Annotated in this window: 24 protein-coding genes; 21 read left to right on the top strand and 3 right to left on the bottom strand. The window is 59.7% G+C overall.

The genetic code is table 11. From position 1 onward, the window contains the following. The first annotated feature begins 4 nt into the window (after positions 1-4). The 7 genes from DXT77_RS07360 to ispD all read left to right on the top strand — a co-directional run bounded on the left by DXT77_RS07360 (position 5) and on the right by ispD (position 7,770). Entirely contained in the window at positions 5-952 is a 948-nt protein-coding gene (locus DXT77_RS07360; protein WP_085712849.1) for an acetyl-CoA carboxylase carboxyltransferase subunit alpha, read from the top strand. A gap of 133 nt (positions 953-1,085) precedes the next feature. Further along, entirely contained in the window at positions 1,086-2,414 is a 1,329-nt protein-coding gene (tilS, locus tag DXT77_RS07365; protein ID WP_119427174.1) for a tRNA lysidine(34) synthetase TilS, read from the top strand. Between the two features lie 274 nt (positions 2,415-2,688). Beyond that, positions 2,689-4,320: a CTP synthase gene (locus DXT77_RS07370; protein WP_011332696.1), complete on the top strand. Its 1,632-nt coding sequence runs from the start codon at positions 2,689-2,691 to the stop codon at positions 4,318-4,320. Between the two features lie 4 nt (positions 4,321-4,324). Beyond that, positions 4,325-5,170, top strand: a complete 846-nt coding sequence (gene kdsA, locus DXT77_RS07375) for a 3-deoxy-8-phosphooctulonate synthase (protein WP_007954807.1) — start codon at positions 4,325-4,327, stop codon at positions 5,168-5,170. Between the two features lie 156 nt (positions 5,171-5,326). Beyond that, positions 5,327-6,616, top strand: a complete 1,290-nt coding sequence (eno, locus tag DXT77_RS07380; protein WP_085697340.1) for a phosphopyruvate hydratase — start codon at positions 5,327-5,329, stop codon at positions 6,614-6,616. Between the two features lie 171 nt (positions 6,617-6,787). Next, positions 6,788-7,066, top strand: a complete 279-nt coding sequence (gene ftsB / locus DXT77_RS07385) for a cell division protein FtsB (protein WP_003222158.1) — start codon at positions 6,788-6,790, stop codon at positions 7,064-7,066. After that, entirely contained in the window at positions 7,063-7,770 is a 708-nt protein-coding gene (gene ispD, locus DXT77_RS07390) for a 2-C-methyl-D-erythritol 4-phosphate cytidylyltransferase (protein ID WP_119427175.1), read from the top strand. The genes ftsB and ispD overlap by 4 nt, the downstream gene beginning before the upstream one ends. Here the strand turns inward: ispD and DXT77_RS07395 are convergent. Further along, positions 7,767-8,663 carry a LysR substrate-binding domain-containing protein gene (locus DXT77_RS07395; RefSeq protein WP_085712852.1) on the bottom strand — a complete coding sequence of 299 codons (897 nt, stop codon included), beginning with the start codon at positions 8,661-8,663 and terminating at the stop codon, positions 7,767-7,769. The genes ispD and DXT77_RS07395 overlap by 4 nt on opposite strands. A 116-nt stretch (positions 8,664-8,779) precedes the next feature. Between DXT77_RS07395 and DXT77_RS07400 the strand changes: the two genes are divergently transcribed. The 8 genes from DXT77_RS07400 (at position 8,780) to rpoS (ending at position 15,996) form a co-directional block, all read left to right on the top strand. Beyond that, a complete protein-coding gene (locus DXT77_RS07400; RefSeq protein ID WP_065259207.1) occupies positions 8,780-9,892 on the top strand; it encodes an S-(hydroxymethyl)glutathione dehydrogenase/class III alcohol dehydrogenase in 1,113 nt (370 codons plus the stop codon). Positions 9,893-9,947: 55 nt separating this feature from the next. Next, positions 9,948-10,793, top strand: coding sequence for an S-formylglutathione hydrolase (gene fghA / locus DXT77_RS07405; protein WP_119427176.1), 846 nt, complete (start codon positions 9,948-9,950; stop codon positions 10,791-10,793). 53 nt (positions 10,794-10,846) lie between these two features. Next, positions 10,847-11,320, top strand: coding sequence for a 2-C-methyl-D-erythritol 2,4-cyclodiphosphate synthase (gene ispF / locus DXT77_RS07410; RefSeq protein ID WP_042606995.1), 474 nt, complete (start codon positions 10,847-10,849; stop codon positions 11,318-11,320). Then, positions 11,317-12,375, top strand: a complete 1,059-nt coding sequence (gene truD, locus DXT77_RS07415; protein WP_119427177.1) for a tRNA pseudouridine(13) synthase TruD — start codon at positions 11,317-11,319, stop codon at positions 12,373-12,375. The genes ispF and truD overlap by 4 nt, the downstream gene beginning before the upstream one ends. Beyond that, complete coding sequence (gene surE / locus DXT77_RS07420) at positions 12,363-13,112, top strand: 5'/3'-nucleotidase SurE (protein WP_085712856.1); 750 nt, start codon at positions 12,363-12,365, stop codon at positions 13,110-13,112. Before truD ends, surE begins: the two co-directional genes overlap by 13 nt. Positions 13,113-13,153: 41 nt before the next feature. Next, entirely contained in the window at positions 13,154-13,789 is a 636-nt protein-coding gene (locus DXT77_RS07425) for a protein-L-isoaspartate(D-aspartate) O-methyltransferase (protein WP_169432601.1), read from the top strand. 211 nt (positions 13,790-14,000) lie between these two features. Continuing rightward, the gene (locus DXT77_RS07430) at positions 14,001-14,882 is read left to right on the top strand and encodes a peptidoglycan DD-metalloendopeptidase family protein (protein WP_119427178.1); all 882 of its coding nucleotides are present in this window, start codon (positions 14,001-14,003) and stop codon (positions 14,880-14,882) included. A 106-nt stretch (positions 14,883-14,988) separates the two neighbouring features. Continuing rightward, positions 14,989-15,996: an RNA polymerase sigma factor RpoS gene (rpoS, locus tag DXT77_RS07435; protein ID WP_007954831.1), complete on the top strand. Its 1,008-nt coding sequence runs from the start codon at positions 14,989-14,991 to the stop codon at positions 15,994-15,996. A gap of 511 nt (positions 15,997-16,507) precedes the next feature. Here the strand turns inward: rpoS and fdxA are convergent. After that, entirely contained in the window at positions 16,508-16,831 is a 324-nt protein-coding gene (gene fdxA, locus DXT77_RS07440) for a ferredoxin FdxA (RefSeq protein WP_007908827.1), read from the bottom strand. 163 nt (positions 16,832-16,994) lie between these two features. Further along, positions 16,995-19,577 carry a DNA mismatch repair protein MutS gene (mutS, locus tag DXT77_RS07445; RefSeq protein ID WP_119427179.1) on the bottom strand — a complete coding sequence of 861 codons (2,583 nt, stop codon included), beginning with the start codon at positions 19,575-19,577 and terminating at the stop codon, positions 16,995-16,997. A 210-nt stretch (positions 19,578-19,787) separates the two neighbouring features. Between mutS and DXT77_RS07450 the strand changes: the two genes are divergently transcribed. From DXT77_RS07450 to DXT77_RS07470, 6 genes are all read left to right on the top strand, one after another. Beyond that, on the top strand, positions 19,788-20,522 hold the full coding sequence (locus tag DXT77_RS07450; protein ID WP_085712860.1) for an XRE family transcriptional regulator: 735 nt from the start codon (positions 19,788-19,790) through the stop codon (positions 20,520-20,522). 148 nt (positions 20,523-20,670) lie between these two features. Beyond that, positions 20,671-20,859 (top strand): hypothetical protein, encoded by a 189-nt coding sequence (locus DXT77_RS29700; protein WP_147406987.1) that lies wholly within the window; start codon positions 20,671-20,673, stop codon positions 20,857-20,859. Positions 20,860-21,062: 203 nt separating this feature from the next. Beyond that, positions 21,063-21,488 (top strand): tail fiber assembly protein, encoded by a 426-nt coding sequence (locus tag DXT77_RS07455; protein ID WP_119427282.1) that lies wholly within the window; start codon positions 21,063-21,065, stop codon positions 21,486-21,488. Between the two features lie 143 nt (positions 21,489-21,631). After that, complete coding sequence (locus tag DXT77_RS07460; protein WP_064593815.1) at positions 21,632-21,970, top strand: phage holin family protein; 339 nt, start codon at positions 21,632-21,634, stop codon at positions 21,968-21,970. 73 nt (positions 21,971-22,043) lie between these two features. Then, positions 22,044-22,565 carry a hypothetical protein gene (locus DXT77_RS07465; protein WP_119427180.1) on the top strand — a complete coding sequence of 174 codons (522 nt, stop codon included), beginning with the start codon at positions 22,044-22,046 and terminating at the stop codon, positions 22,563-22,565. A 3-nt stretch (positions 22,566-22,568) separates the two neighbouring features. Beyond that, on the top strand, positions 22,569-23,177 hold the full coding sequence (locus tag DXT77_RS07470; protein ID WP_119427181.1) for a phage baseplate assembly protein V: 609 nt from the start codon (positions 22,569-22,571) through the stop codon (positions 23,175-23,177).

The raw sequence follows: 23,177 nt of genomic DNA on the forward strand, positions 1-23,177 counted from the left end.
GCCTATGAACCCGAATTTCCTGGATTTCGAACAGCCGATCGCCGACCTGCAAGCCAAGATCGAAGAGTTGCGCTTGGTCGGTAATGACAATTCGCTGAATATCGGCGATGAGATCTCCCGCCTGCAGGACAAGAGCAAGACGCTCACCGAAGACATCTTCGGCAAGCTGACCAGCTGGCAGATCGCACGTCTGGCACGTCACCCGAAACGTCCATACACCCTGGACTACATCGAGCACATCTTCACCGAGTTCGACGAACTTCACGGTGACCGTCACTTCTCCGACGACGCGGCCATTGTGGGCGGCGTGGCACGTCTGGAAGACCAGCCAGTGATGGTGATCGGTCACCAGAAAGGCCGTGAAGTGCGCGAAAAGGTACGCCGCAACTTCGGCATGCCGCGCCCGGAAGGCTACCGCAAGGCTTGCCGCCTGATGGAGATGGCCGAGCGCTTCAAGATGCCGATCCTGACTTTCATCGACACTCCGGGCGCCTACCCTGGCATCGACGCCGAAGAGCGCAACCAGAGCGAAGCGATTGCCTGGAACCTGCGCGTCATGGCTCGTCTGAAAACCCCGATCATCGCCACCGTGATCGGTGAAGGTGGTTCCGGCGGCGCACTGGCAATCGGTGTCTGCGACCAGCTGAACATGCTGCAGTACTCGACCTATGCGGTGATCTCGCCGGAAGGCTGCGCTTCGATTCTGTGGAAAACCGCAGAAAAGGCGCCGGATGCCGCTGAAGCGATGGGCATTACCGCCGAGCGTCTGAAAGGCCTGGGCATCGTCGACAAAGTGATCGGCGAGCCTCTGGGCGGTGCCCACCGCGATCCGGCGGCTGCCGCTGCCTCGATCCGTGCCGAGCTGAGTTCGCAACTGGCGATGCTGAAGAAGCTCGACAACGAAGCGCTGCTCAAGCGTCGTTACGATCGTCTGATGAGCTACGGTCTCTAAGTCGACCGCGCAATACCCAATGTGGGAGCGAGCCTGCTCGCGATGAGGGGGTAACATTCAACCAATGAGTTGGCTGTTGCACCGCTATCGCGAGCAGGCTCGCTCCCACATTTGATTTGTGCCAAGGAAAAAAATGGATCAGTCGACGATTGATTTGCCTTCCAGGCTTCTGCGCAATCTCAAGCCCTGGCTCGGTGCGGCCCATTGGCGCATTGCATTCTCGGGCGGCCTCGACTCCACCGTCCTGCTGCACCTTCTGGCAACGCTCGCCAAATCCGAATCCCTTCCGGCGCTTAGCGCCATCCATGTCCATCACGGCCTTCAGGCCGCGGCCTATGCGTGGCCGGCGCATTGCCAGGCTGTCTGTGACGCCTCGGGCATTCCATTGCAGATCGTTCACGTGACCGTGCCAAAGGGCGCCAGCCTTGAGCGTGCGGCGCGGGATGCGCGTTACGCGGCATTCACTTCAGCGACCCGGATCAATGATGTGTTGATGACGGGCCAGCACCGCGACGACCAGGCAGAAACCCTGTTGTTCCGGTTGCTGCGTGGCGCCGGGGTGCGCGGTCTGTCCGGCATGCCGGCGCAGCGAACGTTGGGGCCGGGCAGTCTGGTTCGGCCGTTGCTCGACATCTCGCGTGCCGAACTGGAAGCCTACGCGCGGGATCATGATCTGCGTTGGGTGGAGGATCCGTCGAATCAGGATCGACAGTTCTCGCGCAACTACCTGCGTCATCAGGTCTTGCCGCTGCTGACCGGTCGCTGGCCGCAGGCACACGCCAGCATGGCCCGCAGTGCGGCGCATTTGCGGGAGGCGCAAGGTTTGCTCGATGAGCTGGCGCAGATCGATCTGGCTCAAGCGACCATGTCCGATGATTTCGAGTGGCTAGGTTTGTCATCACTGGAATTTACGGCCATCGCCGGGTTGTCCGATGCGCGCCAGCGCAATGCACTCAGTCACTGGCTTGAACCGCTCACCCGACTGCCGGATACCGACCATTGGTCGGGTTGGATCGATCTGCGTGATGCCGGTCACGATGCCGCTCCGGTGTGGCGTCTGGCAGATGGCGAGTTGCACCGCAGCGCCGGTCGCCTGTGGTGGCTCAGTGGCCAGTGGTTGCGCACGCCGGTGGTCAGCGGCGACTGGCGCGAGACGTCGCTGGCGCTACGCTTGCCCGATAACGGGCGTGTCATGTTCAGCGGTCAGACTCCCGCAGGGCCGCTGCAGATCCGCTATCGGCAGGGCGGCGAGGTGATGCATCTGGCGGATCGCGGACATCGCGATCTCAAGCGCCTGCTCAATGAGCGCGCGGTGCCGGCCTTCGTGCGTGGCAGATTGCCGCTGCTGTTTCGCGGTGAAGAATTGCTCGCCGTGGCGAACCTGCCGGGGCTCGACAGCAATGCGCTGGAAGGCTGGCGATTGCATTGGCAGCCTTCTGACGAAGATCAAGGTTTGAGATGAAGGGGGCATTCCGGTAGACTACGCTCCCTTCTTGATACAACTTCTGTGGATTCGCCTGAATTGCAGGAGTTGCCGATTACCAAGCAGTCTTTGCTGGGCGATTCCAAAAAATGTGTAGCGAGCAACGTACCGGTGTTTTCACTTCCGGTCTGTCCCAACGCGGCGGTTTTTTTGAAAGGTGCACTGTGATTAATGCAGGTGATCGGGGGCTTCGGCCTTCCTTCGCTTTCCCCGGCGGCTCGGACCGCTTTAACGCAGACTTCTAGGGTTTTTCATGACGCGCTACATATTCGTCACGGGCGGTGTTGTTTCTTCTTTGGGGAAAGGCATTGCATCGGCTTCATTGGCGGCCATCCTGGAGGCGCGGGGGCTTAAGGTCACCATGCTGAAGCTGGATCCGTACATCAACGTCGACCCGGGCACCATGAGCCCGTTCCAGCACGGTGAAGTGTTCGTCACCCACGACGGCGCCGAGACCGATCTGGACCTGGGCCACTACGAGCGGTTCATCCGCACGACCATGACCCAGAACAACAACTTCACCACCGGCCGTGTCTACGAGCACGTGCTGCGCAAAGAGCGCCGTGGTGACTACCTGGGTGCAACCATCCAGGTGATTCCGCACATCACCGACGAAATCAAGCGTCGCATCATCAAGGGTGCCGGCGATGCCGACGTGGCCCTGGTGGAAATCGGCGGTACGGTTGGCGACATCGAATCGCAACCGTTCCTCGAAGCCATCCGCCAGCTGCGTGTGGAAGTCGGTTCCAAGCGCGCGATGCTGATGCACCTGACCCTGGTTCCGTACATCGCCACCGCTGGCGAAACCAAGACCAAGCCGACCCAGCACTCCGTAAAAGAGCTGCGTTCGATCGGCCTGCAGCCAGACGTGCTGATCTGCCGTTCCGACCATCCGGTGGATGTGTCGTCGCGTCGCAAGATCGCGCTGTTCACCAACGTTGAAGAGCGTGCGGTGATCTCCCTGGAAGACGTCGACACCATCTACAAGATCCCGGCAGTGCTGCACGCCCAGGGTCTGGACGATTTCGTCGTCGAGCGTTTCGGCCTGCAATGCAATGGCGCCGACCTGTCCGAATGGGAAAAGGTCGTCGATGCCAAGCTGAATCCTGAGCATGAAGTCACCATCGCGATGGTCGGCAAGTACATGGAGCTGCTGGACGCCTACAAGTCGCTGATCGAAGCGATGAGTCACGCCGGCATCACCAACCGCACCAAGGTCAACCTGCGCTACATCGACTCCGAAGACATCGAGAACCAGGGCACTGCGCTGCTGGAAGGCGTCGACGCGATCCTCGTACCGGGCGGCTTCGGTCTGCGCGGCGTGGAAGGCAAGATCACCGCCGTTCAGTACGCTCGCGAAAACAAGGTTCCATACCTGGGTATCTGCCTGGGCATGCAAGTGGCGGTCATCGAGTTCGCCCGTAACGTGCTGGGCTGGAAAGACGCCAACTCCACCGAGTTCGATCGCGCCAGCGGTCATCCGGTTGTCGGCCTGATCACCGAGTGGGAAGACGCCACCGGTGCCGTTGAAGTGCGTACCGAAGCGTCCGACCTGGGCGGCACCATGCGCCTCGGCGCTCAGGAATGCCTGCTCGAAGCCGGCTCCAAGGTGCACGACTGCTACGGCAAGGATGTGATTGTCGAGCGTCACCGTCACCGTTACGAAGTGAACAACAACCTGCTGCCGCAGATCATCGAAGCCGGCCTGAAGATTTCCGGTCGTTCTTCCGATGCAGCGCTGGTCGAAGTGGTCGAAGCCCCGGATCATCCATGGTTCGTCGCTTGCCAGTTCCACCCGGAATTCACCTCGACTCCGCGTGACGGTCACCCGCTGTTCAGCGGTTTCGTGAAAGCAGCGTTGGCTCAACACCAGAAGAAGGCGTAACCCGATGGCACAGAAGATCATCCGCGTCGGCGACATCGAGATTGCCAACGACAAACCCATGGTGCTGTTCGGCGGCATGAACGTGCTGGAAAGCCGTGACATGGCCATGCAGGTTTGCGAAGAGTACGTGAAGGTCACCGAAAAGCTCGGTATCCCTTACGTGTTCAAGGCCAGCTTCGACAAGGCCAACCGTTCTTCTGTGACCTCCTATCGCGGTCCTGGACTGGAAGAGGGCATGCGCATCTTCCAGGACATCAAACAAGCCTTCGGCGTGCCGATCATCACCGACGTCCACGAGCCTGACCAGGCCGCGGTTGTCGCCGAGGTCTGCGACATCATCCAGCTGCCGGCCTTCCTGTCGCGCCAGACCGATCTGGTCGTCGCGATGGCCAAGACCAACGCTGTGATCAACATCAAGAAAGCCCAGTTCCTCGCGCCCCAGGAAATGAAACACATCCTGAACAAGTGCGTGGAAGCGGGTAACGATCAATTGATCCTCTGCGAGCGCGGTTCGAGCTTCGGCTACAACAACCTCGTGGTGGACATGCTCGGCTTCGGCATCATGAAGCAGTTCGAGTACCCGGTATTCTTCGACGTGACCCATTCGCTGCAAATGCCTGGCGGTCGTTCCGACTCCGCCGGCGGTCGCCGCGCCCAGGTCACCGACCTTGCCAAGGCTGGCATGAGCCAGTCGCTGGCGGGCCTGTTCCTCGAAGCGCACCCGGATCCGGACAACGCCAAATGCGACGGCCCTTGTGCCTTGCGTCTGGACAAACTGGAGCCATTCCTGGCCCAGCTCAAAGCCCTGGACGAACTGGTGAAGAGTTTTCCGACGGTAGAAACCGCGTAAACCTCAATTCTCCGGTAAAGTACCGCACGATTTGTCGCTCATGCCCTCGGGCATGAGCGTTGTCGTCTGCAAGCTGCCCGCTGTACACCACTTGCCGACGGTCAAAAGATTTCCTCTAGCTGCGTCGTTTTCGTCAACTTTGGAGTGTTTACAACAATGGCAAAAATCGTCGACATCAAAGGTCGTGAAGTTCTCGACTCCCGTGGCAATCCCACCGTGGAAGCGGACGTGCTTCTCGACAACGGCATCATCGGCAGCGCTTGCGCGCCGTCCGGTGCATCCACTGGCTCGCGTGAAGCGCTCGAGCTGCGTGATGGCGACAAGAGCCGTTACCTGGGCAAGGGCGTGCTCAAGGCGGTAGCCAACATCAACGGTCCGATCCGCGATCTGCTGCTGGGCACCGACCCGAGCGACCAGAAAGCCCTGGACCACGCGATGATCAAGCTCGACGGTACCGAAAACAAGGCAACCCTGGGCGCCAACGCCATCCTCGCCGTCTCCCTGGCTGCGGCCAAGGCGGCTGCACAGGATCAGGACTTGCCACTGTACGCACACATCGCCAACCTGAACGGCACCCCGGGTGTGTACTCGATGCCGGTTCCGATGATGAACATCATCAACGGCGGCGAACACGCCGACAACAACGTCGACATCCAGGAATTCATGGTTCAGCCGGTTGGCGCCAAGTCTTTCTCGGAAGGTCTGCGCATGGGCACCGAGATTTTCCATCACCTGAAAGCTGTTCTGAAGGCCCGTGGCCTGAGCACTGCCGTCGGTGACGAAGGCGGTTTCGCGCCGAACCTGGCGTCCAACGAAGATGCACTGAAAGTGATCTCCGAAGCTGTTGCCAACGCCGGTTACAAGCTGGGCACCGACGTGACCCTGGCTCTGGACTGCGCAGCCAGCGAATTCTTCGAAGACGGCAAGTACAACCTGTCCGGCGAAGGCCAGGTGTTCACCGCTGAAGGTTTCGCCGACTACCTGAAAGGTCTGACCGAGCGTTACCCGATCATCTCGATCGAAGACGGTCTGGACGAGTCCGACTGGGCTGGCTGGAAGATCCTCACCGACAAGATCGGCGCCAAGACCCAACTGGTTGGTGACGACCTGTTCGTGACCAACACCAAGATCCTGAAAGAAGGCATCGATAAAAAGATCGCCAACTCGATCCTGATCAAGTTCAACCAGATCGGCACCCTGACCGAAACCCTGGAAGCCATCCAGATGGCCAAGGCTGCCGGTTACACCGCCGTAATCTCGCACCGTTCGGGCGAAACCGAAGATTCGACCATTGCCGACCTGGCTGTGGGTACTTCGGCTGGCCAGATCAAGACCGGCTCGCTGTGCCGTTCCGACCGCGTTTCCAAGTACAACCAACTGCTGCGTATCGAAGAGCAGTTGAATGGCAAAGCCAAGTACAACGGTCGCTCCGAGTTCCGCGGCTGATCGCTACATGTTAAAAAGACACCGGATTGTGTCGGAAAAGTCGTGACAGCGATGGATTTGCCACTAATCTGATGCCTTATATGCACAAGCCTGGATATTCCAGGCTTCGTGCTATCAGATGCTTCAAAGTTTTTGCGTGGCTGTCTTTTTTCACTGGATACCTGATATTCGATGCGCAGTCCTTACTGGTTGTTTCTCGTCTTGCTCTTGCTGCTGGCCGGTCTGCAGTACCGCCTGTGGGTGGGCAATGGCAGTCTGGCGCAAGTTGCCGAACTGAATCAGCAGATTGCTGATCAGCACGCCGAGAACGAAGCCCTGCTGGAGCGCAACCGGGTGATGGACGCTGAAGTCAGCGAGTTGAAGAAAGGCATGGAGACCGTTGAAGAGCGGGCTCGTCACGAACTGGGCATGGTCAAGGACGGCGAAACCCTTTACCAGTTGGCCCAATGATCGATTCCCTGCCGGCCTTCTGGGCCGTGATTCCTGCCGCGGGCGTCGGTGCCCGTATGGCCGCTGACCGTCCCAAGCAATACCTGCAACTGGGCGGGCGCACAATTCTTGAACACAGCCTCGGCTGTTTCCTTGATCACCCGAGCCTCAAGGGCCTGGTGGTCAGTCTTGCCGCTGATGATCCTTATTGGCCGAGCCTGGCCAGCGCCAGCGATCCGCGAATTCAACGGGTCGATGGCGGCGCCGAGCGTTCCGGTTCGGTGCTCAACGCCTTGCTGCATCTGCACGCGCAAGGTGCCGACGATGAGGATTGGGTGCTGGTGCACGATGCGGCACGGCCCAATCTGAGCCGTGATGATCTCGACAAATTGCTTGCTGAACTCGCAAACGATGCGGTCGGTGGCCTGTTGGCCGTGCCGGCGCGCGACACACTCAAGCGGGTCGACAAGCACGGTCGTGTGGTCGAAACCGTGGATCGCAGCGTGATCTGGCAGGCCTATACGCCGCAGATGTTCCGCCTCGGTGCTCTACACCGCGCGCTGGCAGACAGTCTGGTGGCCGATGCGGTGATCACCGATGAAGCCTCGGCGATGGAGTGGGCCGGCATGGCGCCGCGCCTGATCGAGGGCCGTGCGGATAACCTGAAAGTCACCCGCCCGGAAGACCTCGAATGGTTGCGCCAGCGCTGGGCCAACCGTCGTTAAATCCGGTACTCCGGCCGTTCGGCCAGACCTTCCTTGAGAAAATCCACCAGTTTGCGCACCTTCGGCGACAAGTGCCGTTGCTGTGGATACAGCGCCCACACCGCCGTATTCGGCGGTTGATGCGCCTCCAGCAAAGAAATCAACGCGCCGCTGTGCAGATGCTCCAGCACGTAATAGTCCGGCAACTGACACAAACCCACGCCTTGCAGTGCGGCATCCAGCACCGCTTGCCCACTGTTGCAGCGCCAGTTTCCCTGTACCCGCTGGGAAAATTCCCGCCCGTTCTGTTCCAGTTGCCAAATGTCCGAGCTGCCGATAAGGCAGTTGTGCCGGCTCAGTTCCGACAAACTGTGTGGCCGACCGTACCGTTCCAGGTAGGAAGGAGATGCGCACAAGTACATGCGCCGGGGCGCCAGGCGCGTTGCTACCAATCGGGAATCCTGAAGACGCCCGAGACGAATCGCCAGATCCAGACCTTCGTGCACCAGATCGAGTTGCCGGTTGGTCAGTTCGATATCGATACGCAGTTGTGGATAGTGCCCCATGAACCGGGTCACCAGTGGCACGATGAAGCGCTCGCCATACGCCACGGCGCAGGTCATGCGCAACATGCCTTTGGGCTCGCTGGTCAGATCGCCGACTGCGCGCAATGCTTCTTCGCGACCGTCCTGCAGGCGCTGGCAATGTTGCAGGAAGGTCTGGCCGGCTTCTGTCAGCGTGACGCGCCGGGTGCTGCGATAGAGCAGACGCGTCTGCAAACGTTCTTCCAGCCGTACGATTTGTCGACTGATGTGCGAGGAAGACACGCCCAGGCGTTCGGCAGCCGCGGTGAACTGGCTGCATTCGGCAACGGCAACGAACTCGTCGATGCCTTCCCAGCGGTTTTCGGACATCGGGATTATCCCTGTATGGCAATAATGTTTTGCTTTTGTCCGGATTATTCATCAATCGGCGCTGGACTACACTGCCAGTCTGTTTTTTTATTCAATGGATTCACTGGAGAGTCAGCATGATCAAGTCGCGCGCCGCCGTTGCCTTCGAGGCCAAGAAGCCGCTGGAAATCGTAGAAGTCGATGTCGCCATGCCCAAGGCCGGTGAAGTGTTGCTGCGCGTGGTGGCTTCCGGCGTTTGCCACACTGACGCCTATACCCTGTCCGGCGCTGACCCGGAAGGTATCTTCCCGTCGATCCTCGGTCACGAAGGTGGTGCCATCGTTGAAGCGATTGGCGAAGGCGTGACCTCGGTGGCCGTCGGCGACCACGTGATCCCGCTGTATACCCCGGAGTGCGGCCAGTGCAAATTCTGTAAGTCGGGCAAGACCAACCTGTGTCAGGCGATTCGCGCCACTCAGGGCAAAGGCCTGATGCCGGACGGCACTTCGCGCTTTTCCTACAAGGGCCAAACGATTTTCCACTACATGGGTACTTCGACCTTCTCCGAGTACACCGTGCTGCCTGAAATCTCCGTGGCCAAGATCTCCAAGGATGCACCGCTGGAAAAGGTCTGCCTGCTCGGTTGCGGCGTGACCACCGGGATCGGTGCGGTGATCAACACCGCCAAGGTCAAACCGGGTGATACCGTGGCCATCTTCGGTCTCGGTGGCATCGGTCTGTCGGCGGTGATTGGCGCGGTGAAGGCCAAGGCCTCGCGCATCATCGCCATCGACATCAACCCGGCCAAGTTCGAAATCGCCAGGCAACTGGGCGCTACCGACTGCGTGAACCCGAAAGACTTCGATCGTCCGATCCAGGAAGTGATCGTCGACATGACCGATGGCGGCGTCGATTTCTCCTTCGAATGCATCGGCAACGTGCAACTGATGCGCGCAGCCCTCGAGTGCTGCCATAAAGGTTGGGGCGAGTCGGTGATCATCGGCGTAGCCGGTGCTGGTCAGGAAATCGCTACCCGTCCGTTCCAGCTGGTGACTGGTCGCGTCTGGCGCGGATCGGCGTTCGGTGGCGTGCGTGGTCGTACCGAATTGCCAAGCTACGTCGACATGGCCCAGAGCGGGGAAATCCCGCTGGACACCTTCATCACCCACACCATGGGCCTGGAAGACATCAACAAGGCCTTCGACCTGATGCACGAAGGCAAGAGCATCCGCACCGTCATTCATTTCTGATCAATCGCGATGTCACGGCTGCCAATGTGCAGTCGTGGCTGCGTAGGAGTCCTACATGAGTCTGGAAAACATCTCCTGTCAGAAAAGTTTCGGCGGCTGGCACAAGCGCTATCGCCATCGCTCCGAAGTGCTGGGCTGCGACATGGTGTTTGCCGTGTATCTGCCGCCGCAGGCAGAGCAGGGCGGCAAGCTGCCGGTGCTGTACTGGCTGTCGGGCCTGACCTGCACGGACGAGAACTTCATGCAGAAGGCCGGTGCCATGCGCGTGGCGGCGGAGCTGGGGCTGATCATTGTGGCGCCGGACACCAGCCCTCGTGGTGCCGATGTACCGGGCGATCCTGATGGTGCGTGGGATTTCGGTCTGGGTGCCGGGTTCTACCTGAATGCCACGCAGGAACCATGGTCGCGGCACTATCGGATGCATGACTACGTCGTGCAGGAATTGCCTTCACTGGTTGAAGCGCATTTCCCGGCGTCAGACAAGCGCAGCATCAGCGGGCACTCCATGGGCGGTCACGGTGCACTGGTCTGTGCGTTGCGCAATCCGGGGCGTTACCAGTCGGTGTCGGCGTTTTCGCCGATCAACAATCCGATGGATTGCCCGTGGGGCCAGAAGGCGTTCTCCCGTTATCTGGGCGAAGACCGTTCGAAATGGCGCGAGTGGGATGCCTGTGCGCTGATCGCCGAGGCGCACGAGAAACTGCCATTGCTGGTCGATCAAGGTGATCGCGACGATTTCCTCGCCACCCAGCTCAAGCCCGAAGCCCTGCAACAAGCGGCAAAACAGGCGGGGCATCCGCTGACATTGCGTCTGCAACCGGGCTATGACCACAGCTATTTCTTCATCGCCAGCTTCATAGACGACCACTTGCAGCATCACGCGCGCGCTCTAGGCGCCTAACGCCTGACAAAGCAGGTAGAATCACGCCCTGACAAAATTCGGGGCGTTTTTTTATGCGTATTGGCCACGGCTATGATGTGCATCGTTTCGCTGAAGGCGATTTCATTACTCTGGGCGGCGTGCGAATCGCACACGGCTTCGGGCTGCTCGCTCACTCCGACGGTGACGTCCTGCTGCATGCCTTGAGCGATGCCTTGCTCGGCGCGGCGGCGCTGGGTGATATCGGCAAGCATTTCCCGGACACCGACCCGCAATTCAAGGGCGCCGACAGCCGAGTGCTGTTGCGTCATGTGGTCAGCCTGATCCACGCCAAAGGCTGGAAAATCGGCAACGTCGACAACACCATCGTTGCCCAGGCCCCGAAAATGGCCCCCCATATCGAATCGATGCGCGCGCTGATTGCCGCGGATCTGCAAGTAGAACTGGATCAAGTGAACGTGAAAGCCACCACTACCGAGAAGCTTGGCTTCGTCGGCCGCGAAGAAGGTATTGCCGTGCATTCCGTTGCCTTGTTGCTGCGCGCATGAACGAACTGCAACTGCTCGGCCCGCGGGCTTATGGCGACGTCCTCGGCACCGCGGTACTGAAAGCCATCGCCGAAGATTTCCAGGTCGATGAAGTCCTCGACATTCCGTTCAGCGGTGATGGCGAGCACCTGTGGATCTGGGTGGAAAAGCGCGGTCTGAACACCGAAGAAGCGGCTCGACGCATCGCCAAGGCGGCCGGCGTGCCGTTACGCACGGTCAGTTACGCCGGTCTCAAAGACCGTCAGGCGCTGACCCGCCAGTGGTTCAGCGTGCAATTGCCGGGCAAGGCTGACCCGGATCTGTCGGCGGCGGAAAACGACACGCTGAAGATCCTCAAGACCACCCGCCACAAGCGCAAGCTGCAACGCGGTGCGCATTCGGCCAATGGTTTCACCTTGCGCCTGACCCAGTTCAATGGCGACAAGGCCGCCATCGACGAGCGTCTGCAACTGATTGCCAAACAAGGCATCCCGAACTACTTCGGTGCACAGCGTTTCGGTCATGACGGTGGCAACGTCGTCGATGCCCGTTCATGGGCGGCGCGAAAGGCTTTGCCGGAGCAGCGCAATGTGCGTTCGCGCCTGCTGTCGACCGCGCGCAGTTTTCTGTTCAACCAGGTGCTGGCGGCGCGTGTTGCCGATGGTACCTGGCAGCGCGCCCAGGTCGGCGATCTGCTGGCGTTCACTGACAGCCGCAGCTTTTTCCCGGCGGGTGAAGCCGAATGCAGCGACCCGCGCCTGGCAATTCTCGATCTGCATCCGACCGGGCCGCAATGGGGCGAAGGTGACTCACCGGCCACCGGCGCTGTCCATGATCTGGAGCAGGCAATCGCCGCACGCGAGGCGGATCTGCGCGATTGGTTGATTAATGCCGGTATGAGCCACGAACGTCGTATCCTGCGGCTGCCCATTGGCGGGTTGACGTGGCATTATCCCGAGCCTGACATTCTGCAACTGGAATTCGTCCTCCCGGCCGGATGCTTCGCCACCGTATTGGTGCGCGAACTCGTTGATCTGGTGCCGGTGGGGCAGACGGACAGCCCATGCGTATTCTGATTTCTAACGACGATGGGGTGACTGCGCCCGGTCTTGCCGCGCTTTATGCTGCGCTGGCGGATTACACCGAATGCGTGGTTATCGCCCCGGAACAGGACAAGAGCGGTGCCAGCAGTTCGCTGACACTGGATCGTCCGTTGCACCCGCAATACCTGGCCAACGGTTTCATCAGTCTCAACGGCACGCCGACCGACTGTGTGCACCTGGGGCTCAACGGTTTGCTGGAACGCGAACCGGACATGGTGGTTTCGGGCATCAACCTCGGCGCCAACCTGGGCGACGACGTGTTGTATTCCGGGACAGTGGCGGCAGCCCTTGAAGGCCGTTTTCTCGAACGCCCGTCCTTTGCTTTCTCGCTGGCCTCCCGGCAGGTAGACAATCTGCCCACCGCTGCCTACTTTGCGCGCAAACTGGTCGAGGCCCACGCCGGGCTCGATCTGCCACCGCGCACGGTACTGAACGTGAACATCCCCAATCTGCCTCTCGATCACATTCGCGGCATTCAGCTGACGCGACTGGGCCATCGCGCCCGTGCGGCAGCGCCGATGAAAGTGGTCGATCCCCGTGGCAAGGCCGGTTACTGGATTGCCGCCGCCGGTGATGCCGAGGACGGCGGGCCGGGCACCGATTTCCATGCGGTGATGCAGGGCTACGTTTCCATCACTCCGTTGCAGCTCGATCGCACCTTCAATGATGCTTTCAGAAGTCTCGACGGCTGGCTGGAGGGGCTCAACTGATGGCTCGTGAACAAGACGACCGGTTGCGCAGCGGCATCGGGATGACCTCCCAGCGCACCCGTGAGCGCCTGATTCAGCGTCTGTATGAAGAAGGGCTGTCCAACGCGAACGTGCTGGAAGTGATCCGCCGCACGCCGCGCCATCTCTTCGTCGACGAAGCGCTGGCGCACCGGGCCTATGAAGACACCGCGCTGCCGATCGGCCACAACCAGACCATCTCCCAGCCTTATATGGTCGCGCGCATGAGCGAATTGCTGCTCGAGGCGGGGCCGCTGGACAAGGTGCTGGAGATCGGCACCGGTTCCGGTTACCAGACCGCAGTGTTGTCGCAACTGGTCGAGCGGGTGTTCTCCGTCGAGCGGATCAAGGTGCTGCAGGACCGGGCCAAGGAACGCCTGGTCGAGCTCAACCTGCGCAACGTGGTGTTCCGCTGGGGCGATGGCTGGGAAGGCTGGCCTGCGCTGGCACCGTACAACGGCATCATCGTCACGGCCGTGGCCACCGATGTTCCCCAGGCGCTGCTCGATCAGTTGGCACCGGGCGGGCGGATGGTCATCCCGGTCGGCTCAGGCGAAGTTCAGCAATTGATGTTGATCGTGCGCGAAGAAAACGGCTTCTCCCGACACGTTCTCGGGGCGGTGCGTTTCGTGCCATTGCTCAATGGGCCGCTGGCCTGAGCATTTGTTTTTCGGCGCTGAATTCCTTGCAAGTGCATCTGTCTTACAGCGGCACCGATTGTTTAAACAGAATTCATCGTCCATGAGCAAACGTGTGCGCCGAGCGATAACGCTTCATTAAAGGTAAAGCCGGATTCGCCCGTTATACTTGCGAAGTTACACGCCGAAATCGGCATTCCACATTTTTCAGCCACCACAAAGGGAGCGGCGGGTGAGTCTCACAGTCATTGCGCAGCGTATGGGTAACACGAGCTTTCAGCGCCTGGTGACTGGCCTTGTCTTGAGCACCTTGCTGGTCGGTTGCTCCAGCACCAAATCGAACAACGTTCGGGTCGTCGATCGCAACAATGCGGTCGCCCAGCGTCCTACAGTGACGACCGGACAGTATGTAGTCCGTCCGGGTGACACGCTGTTTTCCATCGCGTTTCGTTATGGCTGGGACTACAAAGCCCTCGCTGCCCGGAACAATATTCCTACGCCGTACACGATTCACCCGGGTCAGACGATTCGCTTCGACGGACGCCCGGGTTCAACGCCGACGGCAGTGGTGAGCAACAGCGGTTCGGCGCCGTCCTCGTCGAGCAAAACCACGATAATCCGGCGCCAGGCGAATGGCACGACGACCACCACAACCACGGGTTCCGGGGCGGCTGCCACGACCGTTGTACCGTCCGTCGCCAACAAGCCGGCACCGGCTCCATTGCCTCCACCGGGCCCGGCCCCGACCGGCTGGGGATGGCCATCTAATGGCATTCTGATTGGTAAATTCTCTTCAAACGGTAGTTTGAATAAAGGAATTGATATCGCCGGAGATTTGGGACAGCCTGTTTTAGCTGCGTCTGATGGGACGGTGGTTTACGCCGGGAGTGGCTTAAGGGGCTACGGCGAATTGGTCATCATCAAACACAGCGAAACCTACGTCAGTGCTTACGGACACAACCGTCGGCTGTTGGTACGGGAGGGGCAGCAGGTCAAAGTCGGACAGACAATTGCCGAAATGGGGTCAACGGGTACAGACCGGGTGAAACTGCATTTTGAGATTCGCCGACAAGGTAAACCTGTAGATCCGCTGCAGTTCCTGCCAAGACGTTGATTTGCAGACCAGCCTGTTCCGTCGCGTAGAGGGGACAGGCTCCAGCGTTGCCAAGGATAAAGGCGTCGCTTGAGCTTGGGGTCGAACTCACCAAAGGACTATAACAATGGCTCTCAGTAAAGAAGTGCCGGAGTTTGACATCGACGATGAGGTTCTCCTGATGGAGACCGGCATCGATTCGGATTCGATGTCGAATGATGAAGGGGCTGCTCCACCTTCCGTTCGTGCCAAATCCAAACACTCCGCTTCACTTAAGCAACACAAGTACATCGACTACACCCGGGCACTCGATGCCACGCAGCTGTACCTCAACGAAATCGGCTTTTCCCCATTGCTCTCCCCGGAAGAAGAAGTTCATTTTGCGCGTCTGTCGCAAAGTGGCGATCCTGCCGGGCGCAAGCGCATGATTGAAAGTAACCTGCGGCTGGTGGTCAAAATCGCCCGGCGTTACGTCAATCGGGGGCTGTCGCTGCTGGATCTGATCGAAGAGGGCAACCTCGGGTTGATCCGCGCGGTGGAAAAGTTCGATCCCGAGCGCGGCTTCCGCTTTTCGACCTACGCGACCTGGTGGATCCGTCAGACCATCGAGCGCGCAATCATGAATCAGACCCGGACCATCCGGCTGCCGATCCATGTGGTCAAGGAGCTCAACGTGTACCTGCGGGCCGCACGGGAGCTGACGCAAAAACTCGATCACGAACCTTCACCCGAAGAAATCGCCAACCTGCTGGAAAAACCGGTGGGCGAGGTCAAGCGCATGCTGGGCCTGAACGAGCGGGTTTCTTCGGTCGACGTCTCGCTGGGTCCGGATTCGGATAAAACCCTGCTGGACACCCTAACGGATGATCGTCCGACCGATCCATGCGAACTGCTGCAGGACGACGATCTGTCGCAGAGCATTGATCAATGGCTCTCGGAGCTGACCGACAAGCAACGCGAAGTGGTGGTACGCCGCTTCGGCCTGCGCGGTCACGAGAGCAGCACGCTGGAAGATGTAGGCCTGGAGATCGGCCTGACCCGGGAACGGGTGAGGCAGATCCAGGTGGAAGGCCTCAAGCGCCTGCGTGAGATTCTTGAGAAAAACGGCCTGTCGAGCGAGTCGCTGTTTCAGTAAGCGTCCTGCATGACCGCCCGAAAAAGCCCCGACTGGTTCGGGGCTTTTTGTTGTCTGGCTCTGGCGAGCGGCCTGGAACCTGACGACCGGTCGTCGTTTCCCGGGTTTGTAGTCTCGCGGTGTAAGCTCTGGCTTACTCTTTCGTAAGTGTTCGTTATTTTTACACTGCGGAAGACATCCATCGGGCTGTAGGGCTTCTGATAACACATTGATTTATATAAATATTTATAAATATTAAATGCTTATGACAGGAGGTTTTACCGGAACGGGCCGGTTGCCCGAAACGGGGAACTCTTTAGTATCTGGGTTGTGTCGACGGATAGACACGCCCTTCAAGGAGGAAGGGAATGGACATCGCAGGACGCGATTCATCAGGACGATGAAAAGGAACACAGGGAATAGGGAAAAAATGTGGGCGGGTCAAACCGCCCCTTTTTTTTGCCCACAGAAATGCAAAACCCGGAAAAACAAAAAGGCCCGCAAGGGGCCTTTTCTTCAAACGCGGGACAGATCAGCGTTCGAGGTCTTTGATCTTGCCTTTGACGCCATCCCACTCTTCGGCGTCCGGCAGCGATTCTTTCTTCTCGGTGATGTTCGGCCAGATCTCGGCCAGCTCAACGTTCAGCTGAATGAACTCCTGCATTTCTTCCGGAACTTCGTCCTCGGAGAAAATCGCGACGGCCGGGCATTCCGGTTCGCACAGGGCGCAGTCGATGCACTCATCCGGGTGAATCACCAGGAAGTTCGGGCCTTCGTAAAAGCAGTCCACCGGACAGACTTCTACGCAGTCGGTGTACTTGCACTTGATGCAGTTGTCGGTGACGACGAAGGTCATTTCTAATTTTCTCCTCAGGCGGCGGCAGCGTTGCCCCTTCACGGTTGGGGTCGCCAGGTTCGGGAGCGATGGCTGCCAGCCAGGCTAATAGCCAGCAGCATCCCGAACCGCGCGAGATTCTAACAGCTTGAAGCCGTTTGCGTTATATCCGGTTCTTCGGTGCTTAGATCCGGTTCTTAAGTGCATATAACATTTCGAGTGCCCGACGCGGCGTCACGTCATCGAGATCCAGTTTGGCCAGTTCGTCCAGTACCGGGTGCGGCAGGCTGGCAAACATGTCGCTTTGCTGTGGTGTCGCCGGTTTGCCTTTGGCGGCAGGCTTTGGCGCCTCATGGGGCAGTGCGGTGTCTTCGAGTCGGCTCAGATGCTCGCGTGCGCGCACGATGACTTCGCTCGGTACACCGGCCAGTTGTGCCACCGCCAGGCCGTAACTCTGGCTGGCCGGCCCCGGCAACACATGGTGCAGGAACACGATGCGTTCGTTGTGCTCGGTGGCGTTGAGGTGCACGTTGGCCACCAGAGGCTCGGCTTCCGGCAACACGGTCAGTTCGAAATAGTGCGTTGCAAATAGAGTATAGGCACGCAAATGTGCCAGTCGCTCGGCCGCCGCCCATGCCAGCGACAAACCGTCGAAGGTGCTGGTGCCGCGACCGACCTCGTCCATCAACACCAGGCTGCGCTCGGTGGCGTTGTGCAGGATGTTGGCGGTTTCGCTCATTTCCACCATGAAGGTCGAGCGGCCGCCGGCCAGGTCGTCGCTGGAGCCGATCCGGGTGAAAATCCGGTCCACCAGCGACAGTTCGCAACTGGCTGCCGGCACGAAGCTGCCGATGTGAGCCAGCAGCACGATCAATGCAGTCTGGCGCATATAGGTGGATTTACCGCCCATGTTCGGGCCGGTGATCACCAGCATCCGGGTGTTGTCGTCCAGGCTCAGATCGTTGGCCACGAACGGCGTGGTCAGCACCTGCTCGACCACCGGGTGGCGACCCTGGGTGATGCGCATGCACGGTTCGCTGACGAAGGTCGGGCAGTTCAGATCGAGATTCAACGCACGCTCGGCGAGGTTGCTCAACACATCCAGTTCAGCCAATGCGCCAGCGGTGTCCTGCAGCGGTGGCAACTGGCTGATCAGGTCTTCCAGCAGCGCTTCGTAAAGCATCTTCTCGCGAGCCAGGGCACGGCTTTTGGCCGACAACGCCTTGTCTTCGAATTCTTTCAGCTCTGGCGTGATGAAGCGCTCGGCGCCCTTGAGGGTCTGACGGCGAATGTAGTCCGCCGGTGCCGATTCGGCCTGCTTGCTCGGTAGTTCGATGAAGTAGCCGTGGATGCGGTTGTAGCCGACTTTCAGGTTGGCCAGGCCGGTGCGGGCCTTTTCGCGGGCTTCCAGATCGATCAGGAACTGACCGGCGTTTTCGCTCAGCGATTGCAGCTCGTCGAGCTCGCTGTCGTAACCGGTTTTCAGGACGCCACCGTCGCGGATCACCGCCGGTGGGTTGTCGATAATGGCTTTTTCCAGCAGCGCCGCCAGTTCCGGGTAAGTGCTGGTAGTGGTGGCCAGGCGTTGCAGGTGTGGTGCTTCCAGGTCGGTCATCGCCACTTGCAGTGCAGGCAGGGCCCCGAGTGCGTCACGCAGGCGAGCGAGGTCGCGAGGACGGGCATTGCGCAGACCGATCCGCGCCAGAATCCGCTCGATGTCGCCGATCTCCTTGAGCTGCGGTTGCAGGCTTTCAAAGCGATAGCGATCGAGCAGGCAAGTGATCGAACTCTGGCGAGCCAACAGCACGGTCAGATCGCGCAGCGGGCGGTTCAGCCAGCGGGTCAGCAGGCGGCTGCCCATGGCGGTCTGGCAACGGTCGACCACCGATTGCAGGGTGTTGTCGCGGCCACCGGCCAGGTTGGTGTCGAGTTCCAGGTTGCGGCGGCTGGCGCCGTCCAGCACCACGGTATCGTCCAGCCGCTCGTGACGCAGGCTGCGCAAATGGGGCAGGGCGGTACGCTGGGTTTCCTTGGCGTACGCCAGCAGGCAACCGGCAGCGCCGATGGCCAGGGTCAACGTTTCGCAGCCGAAGCCTTTGAGATCCTGGGTCGAGAATTGCTGGCAAAGACTTTTCAGTGCCGAATCACGCTCGAAATCCCACGGTGCACGGCGACGAACGCCACGGCGTTTTTCTGCCGGCAGGTCCTTCGGCCAGTCATCCGGGATCAGCAACTCGACCGGGTTGACCCGCTCCAGCTCCGCCAGCAGGTTCTCCCAACCCTTGATCTCGAGCACGGTGAAATTGCCGCTGGTGATGTCCAGCACCGCCAGGCCGAACAGACGCTCATCGCCCAACACCGCCGCAATAAGATTGTCGCGACGCTCATCAAGCAATGCCTCATCGCTGACCGTGCCCGGGGTGATGATCCGCACCACCTGACGCTCCACCGGTCCCTTGCTGGTGGCCGGGTCGCCGACCTGCTCGCAGATCACGACCGACTCGCCGAGCTTGACCAGTTTTGCCAGATAACCTTCCGCCGCGTGATACGGAATCCCGCACATCGGAATCGCCTGACCCGCCGACTGCCCGCGGGCAGTCAGGGTGATGTCCAGCAACTTGGCCGCTTTCTTCGCGTCTTCGTAGAAGATCTCGTAGAAGTCGCCCATGCGGTAGAACATCAGCTGGTCCGGGTGCTGATTCTTCAGGCGCCAGTACTGCTGCATCATCGGGGTGTGGGAGGACAGGTCGGAGACGGCTTTATTCATCGGATTGTCAGGTAACTCGTTGGAAGGTGTGGGGCAAAAGCGGGGCAGTCGCCGGGCTTTTCCGCGATGGGCGCAAGGTTACCATGGGCAGTCTGTCGGACGCAGGCATCGCGGCCGGGTGACATCTATCTGGCGTAAAAAGGTCGACTATGCACGATTTATGCAAATCAGCATTTGTCTTCCCGAAAAACTTCAAGCACTATGCGCGTTATGCAAAAACGCAACGTATCCTCCGTCTTAAGGGCACTGCTCGATCAGCACGGGATCTCCCCCACGGAGCTCCACCGTCGCACCGGCGTGCCTCAATCCACTCTCTCGCGGATTCTCAGCGGGAAGATCGTCGATCCTTCGGATAAGCACATCTCGAAGATTGCCGAATACTTCGCCGTGAGTACCGATCAGTTGCGCGGGCGCGCGGATGTTGCGCCGGTCGCGGGCGGCGGGCGCGAGGAGTTGCATTCCGAACTCAAGGACATAAGCCTGTGGGACGATGACACGCCCGTCGATGACGACGAGGTGTCGGTGCCCTTCCTTCGCGAGGTTGAATTGGCTGCTGGATCAGGAAGATTCGTCATCGAAGAGAGCGAGCGCTCCAGCCTGCGCTTTGGCAAACGCAGCCTGCGCCATAATGGCGTGCAGTTCGACCAGGCCAAATGCGTGACCGTACGGGGCAACAGCATGTTGCCGGTGCTGCGTGACGGCGCCACCGTTGGTGTGAACGCGGGCAAGTGCGGGATCGGCGACATCATTGATGGCGACCTTTACGCGATCAACCATAACGGTCAGTTGCGGGTGAAACAGCTCTATCGCCTGCCAACCGGTATCCGCCTGCGCAGCTTCAATCGCGACGAGCATCCGGATGAGGACTACAGCTTCCAGGATATGCAGGAAGAGCAGATCGTCATCCTCGGTCATGTCTTCTGGTGGGGCATGTACGCCCGGTAACGATCTCTCTCTCAGATAAAACCCGCCCACGGCGGGGTTTTTTTCGCCTGTAGAAAACCGGGCAACCCTTGATTGGCGGGGCTTCCATGCATCTGCGCAATTCTCATGTATAAATAAATGCATTTACGCATTGACTGGATATGCATACATGCATATTCTTGCCATCAAGCCGCTCGACAAAGCGGCTGGCAACAACAGCTCTTTAGTTCCACAAGAACAGGCAGCGATGAACCGGCCTCAACGGTTCAGAGGGTTGGCAACTGACCCGGGTGTGCAGCGTAAAGCACCAGAAGCAGTTATCCGGCGGGCAGGGACCGCGGTCGGAAAAACAATTTGAACGGACTCGTACCGCGCCAGTAGCGCCGAAAAGTCAGCTTCCTTCACGTACACAGGATTGAAGGAAGGCGAAGGAGCGCATTACTGAAAAGCCCGGCCATTGCGCCGGGCTTTTTGGAATGCCTGCCTGAAATGGTCACTTGCACCACCGGTTCGCAGAGTTCGAAAACAACCGCGCTGATCATCAGCAACAAGGAAGAATTAATGATTCGTTATGTCTTGATCGAAACGAACAACCTGATCCCCTTTGCAAAGGTTTTGCAATTTGTGGATGCCGAGCAAATGCCATCGATCCCGCCAGGAGCATCGGGCTTCTGGGTCGAGACCAGCGTCGACACGCCCATTCAAATCGGGTGGAAAGCTGAGTACACGGTGAATGGTTGGGTCTTCTCCGAGCCAACCTACCAGGATCAAGTCGATATCGTTGCCAATCGCGTTCGCTTCCTGCTGGGAGCCGCAGAAGGCTGGCTGATGCTCAACCCGCTGCAATACAAACTGGATATGGGCATTGCCACACCGGAAGAGCAAGCCTCTCTACTGGCTTACAAGCAGTACTACGTAGCGGTCTGTGAAGTGAAAACACAATCGGGTTACCCCTACACGGTGACCTGGCCGGTTGCTCCCTTCTGATTCGTAGCGCCGATCAATTCCCGCCTCCGGGAATGCATTGCTGAAAAGCCTGGCCCGTCGCCGGGCTTTTTGGAATGCCTGCCTCAAGAGAAAACGATTGAATCCAACACACATCACTCATCAATCACCCACGGAGGCGTGACATGACAAACGAGCAACAAGCGTTGGCGGACATGCCGATCTGGCTGGTCATCCTGCTCGCCCTGGTGGGCGGTGTATCCGGCGAAATGTGGCGTGCCGACAAGGAGGGCGCGCGTGGCTGGGCGCTGATCAGGCGTCTGGCGTTGCGTTCCGGGGCCTGCGTTATCTGCGGGGTGTCGGCGATCATGCTGCTGTATGCCGCCGGTATGTCCATCTGGGCCGCGTGTGCGATCGGTTGCCTGACGGCAATGGCCGGCGCCGACGTGGCCATCGGTCTTTATGAACGCTGGGCCGCCAAGCGCATCGGCGTCTGCGAAATCCCGCCCCGCGACTCACAGTAAATCTTTCACTTTCCTGCCTCGCTGCACCTTGTGCGGCGGGACTTCGCGTGGACATCAGAAAAGGAGGTCAAGCATGCCCACACCCGTTCAGCAGCCTTCGCAGCTGTTCACGGCGATGGCGACAGTCTTGCGCAACAACGCCGACCTGAACGTGCAAGTCGGCACTCACGACGACTTCACGGCACCCGGCGACAAGGCCTGGGTGTTGATCGACATCGAACGAAATGCACCGGGAGAACGCGCTGCCAACGGGCGGATTGCCCATGTGTTGACGCTGTCGCTGCAGGTCATTCCGGCGGTTTCCGCCACCGCGTTTGCCGCGTGTGACCTGATCGCCGCCCTGAAAAACCTGATCACCGATAACCGCTGGGGCCTGCCCGGCGATCAGTGCGATCTGCCTGTGAATCTTGATGGTTTGCCGTCACTGGCGATTCGCGCTGATCAGCCCAACAAGGCCTGGACCCTGACATTCAACCAGACCCTCTACCTCGGCCCGACCTTGCTCGACGATCCGCTCGGCACCCCGAAATTCGCCCGGACCTGGGAAGTCAGCGACATCGACGACCCCGACCAATACACCTCGCTGGAGGCCTGACCGATGTTCGACGCGTTACTGCGCATGCAACTGGGCCCGATCATCGAACGCCTGGCGGAGATGGAAGCGGAGATCGAAGACCTGCACCGGCGCGCCGAGAGTTTTTGCCGTATCGGCCTCTGTCAGGAGGTCGACGCTGCGAGCAACACCTGCAAGGTCAGCCACGGAGGATTGCTCACCCCGGCGATCAAGTTCTTCAACCCGAGCGCCGGCGCCCAGAGCGAATCGCGGATTCCCAGCGTGGGCGAGCAGTGTCTGCTGTTCAACTACGGCAGCGGCGAAAGCGGTGCGCAAAGCGTGGCGTTGTTCGGCTTGAACAGTAACCGTTTTCCACCTGTTGCGACCATCCCCACGCTGACGCGACGGGTACATGTCGATGGCAGCGAAAGCGGCTACGACGACGCTTCTCACACCTTGCACTGGCAAAACGGTCCTGTGGCTTTCAGCGGCTCCCGCGAAGCGCTTGAACTGAGTATCGGCCCGGCGCGGCTGGCGATGACGCCGCAAGCGATCAACCTGCAACTGGGCGCCACCGGCCTGACCATCGACGCCTCGGGCGTGCACTTCAGCGGCCCGCTGGTGGATCACCAGGGTCGCGTCATCAGCCCCTGA

The organism is Pseudomonas sp. 91RF, from assembly GCF_003576265.1.
Lineage (GTDB): Bacteria > Pseudomonadota > Gammaproteobacteria > Pseudomonadales > Pseudomonadaceae > Aquipseudomonas > Aquipseudomonas kribbensis.

Bases quoted from the DNA above. Each gene is read 5' to 3' on its own strand.
- ftsB (WP_003222158.1), top strand. From the start codon at position 6,788: ATGCGCAGTCCTTACTGGTTGTTTCTCGTCTTGCTCTTGCTGCTGGCC.
- truD (WP_119427177.1), top strand. From the start codon at position 11,317: ATGAACGAACTGCAACTGCTCGGCCCGCGGGCTTATGGCGACGTCCTC.
- DXT77_RS07460 (WP_064593815.1), top strand. From the start codon at position 21,632: ATGACAAACGAGCAACAAGCGTTGGCGGACATGCCGATCTGGCTGGTC.
- DXT77_RS07425 (WP_169432601.1), top strand. From the start codon at position 13,154: ATGACCTCCCAGCGCACCCGTGAGCGCCTGATTCAGCGTCTGTATGAA.
- rpoS (WP_007954831.1), top strand. From the start codon at position 14,989: ATGGCTCTCAGTAAAGAAGTGCCGGAGTTTGACATCGACGATGAGGTT.
- DXT77_RS07470 (WP_119427181.1), top strand. From the start codon at position 22,569: ATGTTCGACGCGTTACTGCGCATGCAACTGGGCCCGATCATCGAACGC.
- eno (WP_085697340.1), top strand. From the start codon at position 5,327: ATGGCAAAAATCGTCGACATCAAAGGTCGTGAAGTTCTCGACTCCCGT.
- DXT77_RS07370 (WP_011332696.1), top strand. From the start codon at position 2,689: ATGACGCGCTACATATTCGTCACGGGCGGTGTTGTTTCTTCTTTGGGG.
- DXT77_RS29700 (WP_147406987.1), top strand. From the start codon at position 20,671: ATGCATATTCTTGCCATCAAGCCGCTCGACAAAGCGGCTGGCAACAAC.
- DXT77_RS07450 (WP_085712860.1), top strand. From the start codon at position 19,788: ATGCAAAAACGCAACGTATCCTCCGTCTTAAGGGCACTGCTCGATCAG.
- DXT77_RS07465 (WP_119427180.1), top strand. From the start codon at position 22,044: ATGCCCACACCCGTTCAGCAGCCTTCGCAGCTGTTCACGGCGATGGCG.
- fghA (WP_119427176.1), top strand. From the start codon at position 9,948: ATGAGTCTGGAAAACATCTCCTGTCAGAAAAGTTTCGGCGGCTGGCAC.
- kdsA (WP_007954807.1), top strand. From the start codon at position 4,325: ATGGCACAGAAGATCATCCGCGTCGGCGACATCGAGATTGCCAACGAC.
- DXT77_RS07455 (WP_119427282.1), top strand. From the start codon at position 21,063: ATGATTCGTTATGTCTTGATCGAAACGAACAACCTGATCCCCTTTGCA.
- DXT77_RS07395 (WP_085712852.1), bottom strand. From the start codon at position 8,663: ATGTCCGAAAACCGCTGGGAAGGCATCGACGAGTTCGTTGCCGTTGCC.
- DXT77_RS07360 (WP_085712849.1), top strand. From the start codon at position 5: ATGAACCCGAATTTCCTGGATTTCGAACAGCCGATCGCCGACCTGCAA.
- ispF (WP_042606995.1), top strand. From the start codon at position 10,847: ATGCGTATTGGCCACGGCTATGATGTGCATCGTTTCGCTGAAGGCGAT.
- fdxA (WP_007908827.1), bottom strand. From the start codon at position 16,831: ATGACCTTCGTCGTCACCGACAACTGCATCAAGTGCAAGTACACCGAC.
- mutS (WP_119427179.1), bottom strand. From the start codon at position 19,577: ATGAATAAAGCCGTCTCCGACCTGTCCTCCCACACCCCGATGATGCAG.
- DXT77_RS07400 (WP_065259207.1), top strand. From the start codon at position 8,780: ATGATCAAGTCGCGCGCCGCCGTTGCCTTCGAGGCCAAGAAGCCGCTG.
- ispD (WP_119427175.1), top strand. From the start codon at position 7,063: ATGATCGATTCCCTGCCGGCCTTCTGGGCCGTGATTCCTGCCGCGGGC.
- tilS (WP_119427174.1), top strand. From the start codon at position 1,086: ATGGATCAGTCGACGATTGATTTGCCTTCCAGGCTTCTGCGCAATCTC.
- surE (WP_085712856.1), top strand. From the start codon at position 12,363: ATGCGTATTCTGATTTCTAACGACGATGGGGTGACTGCGCCCGGTCTT.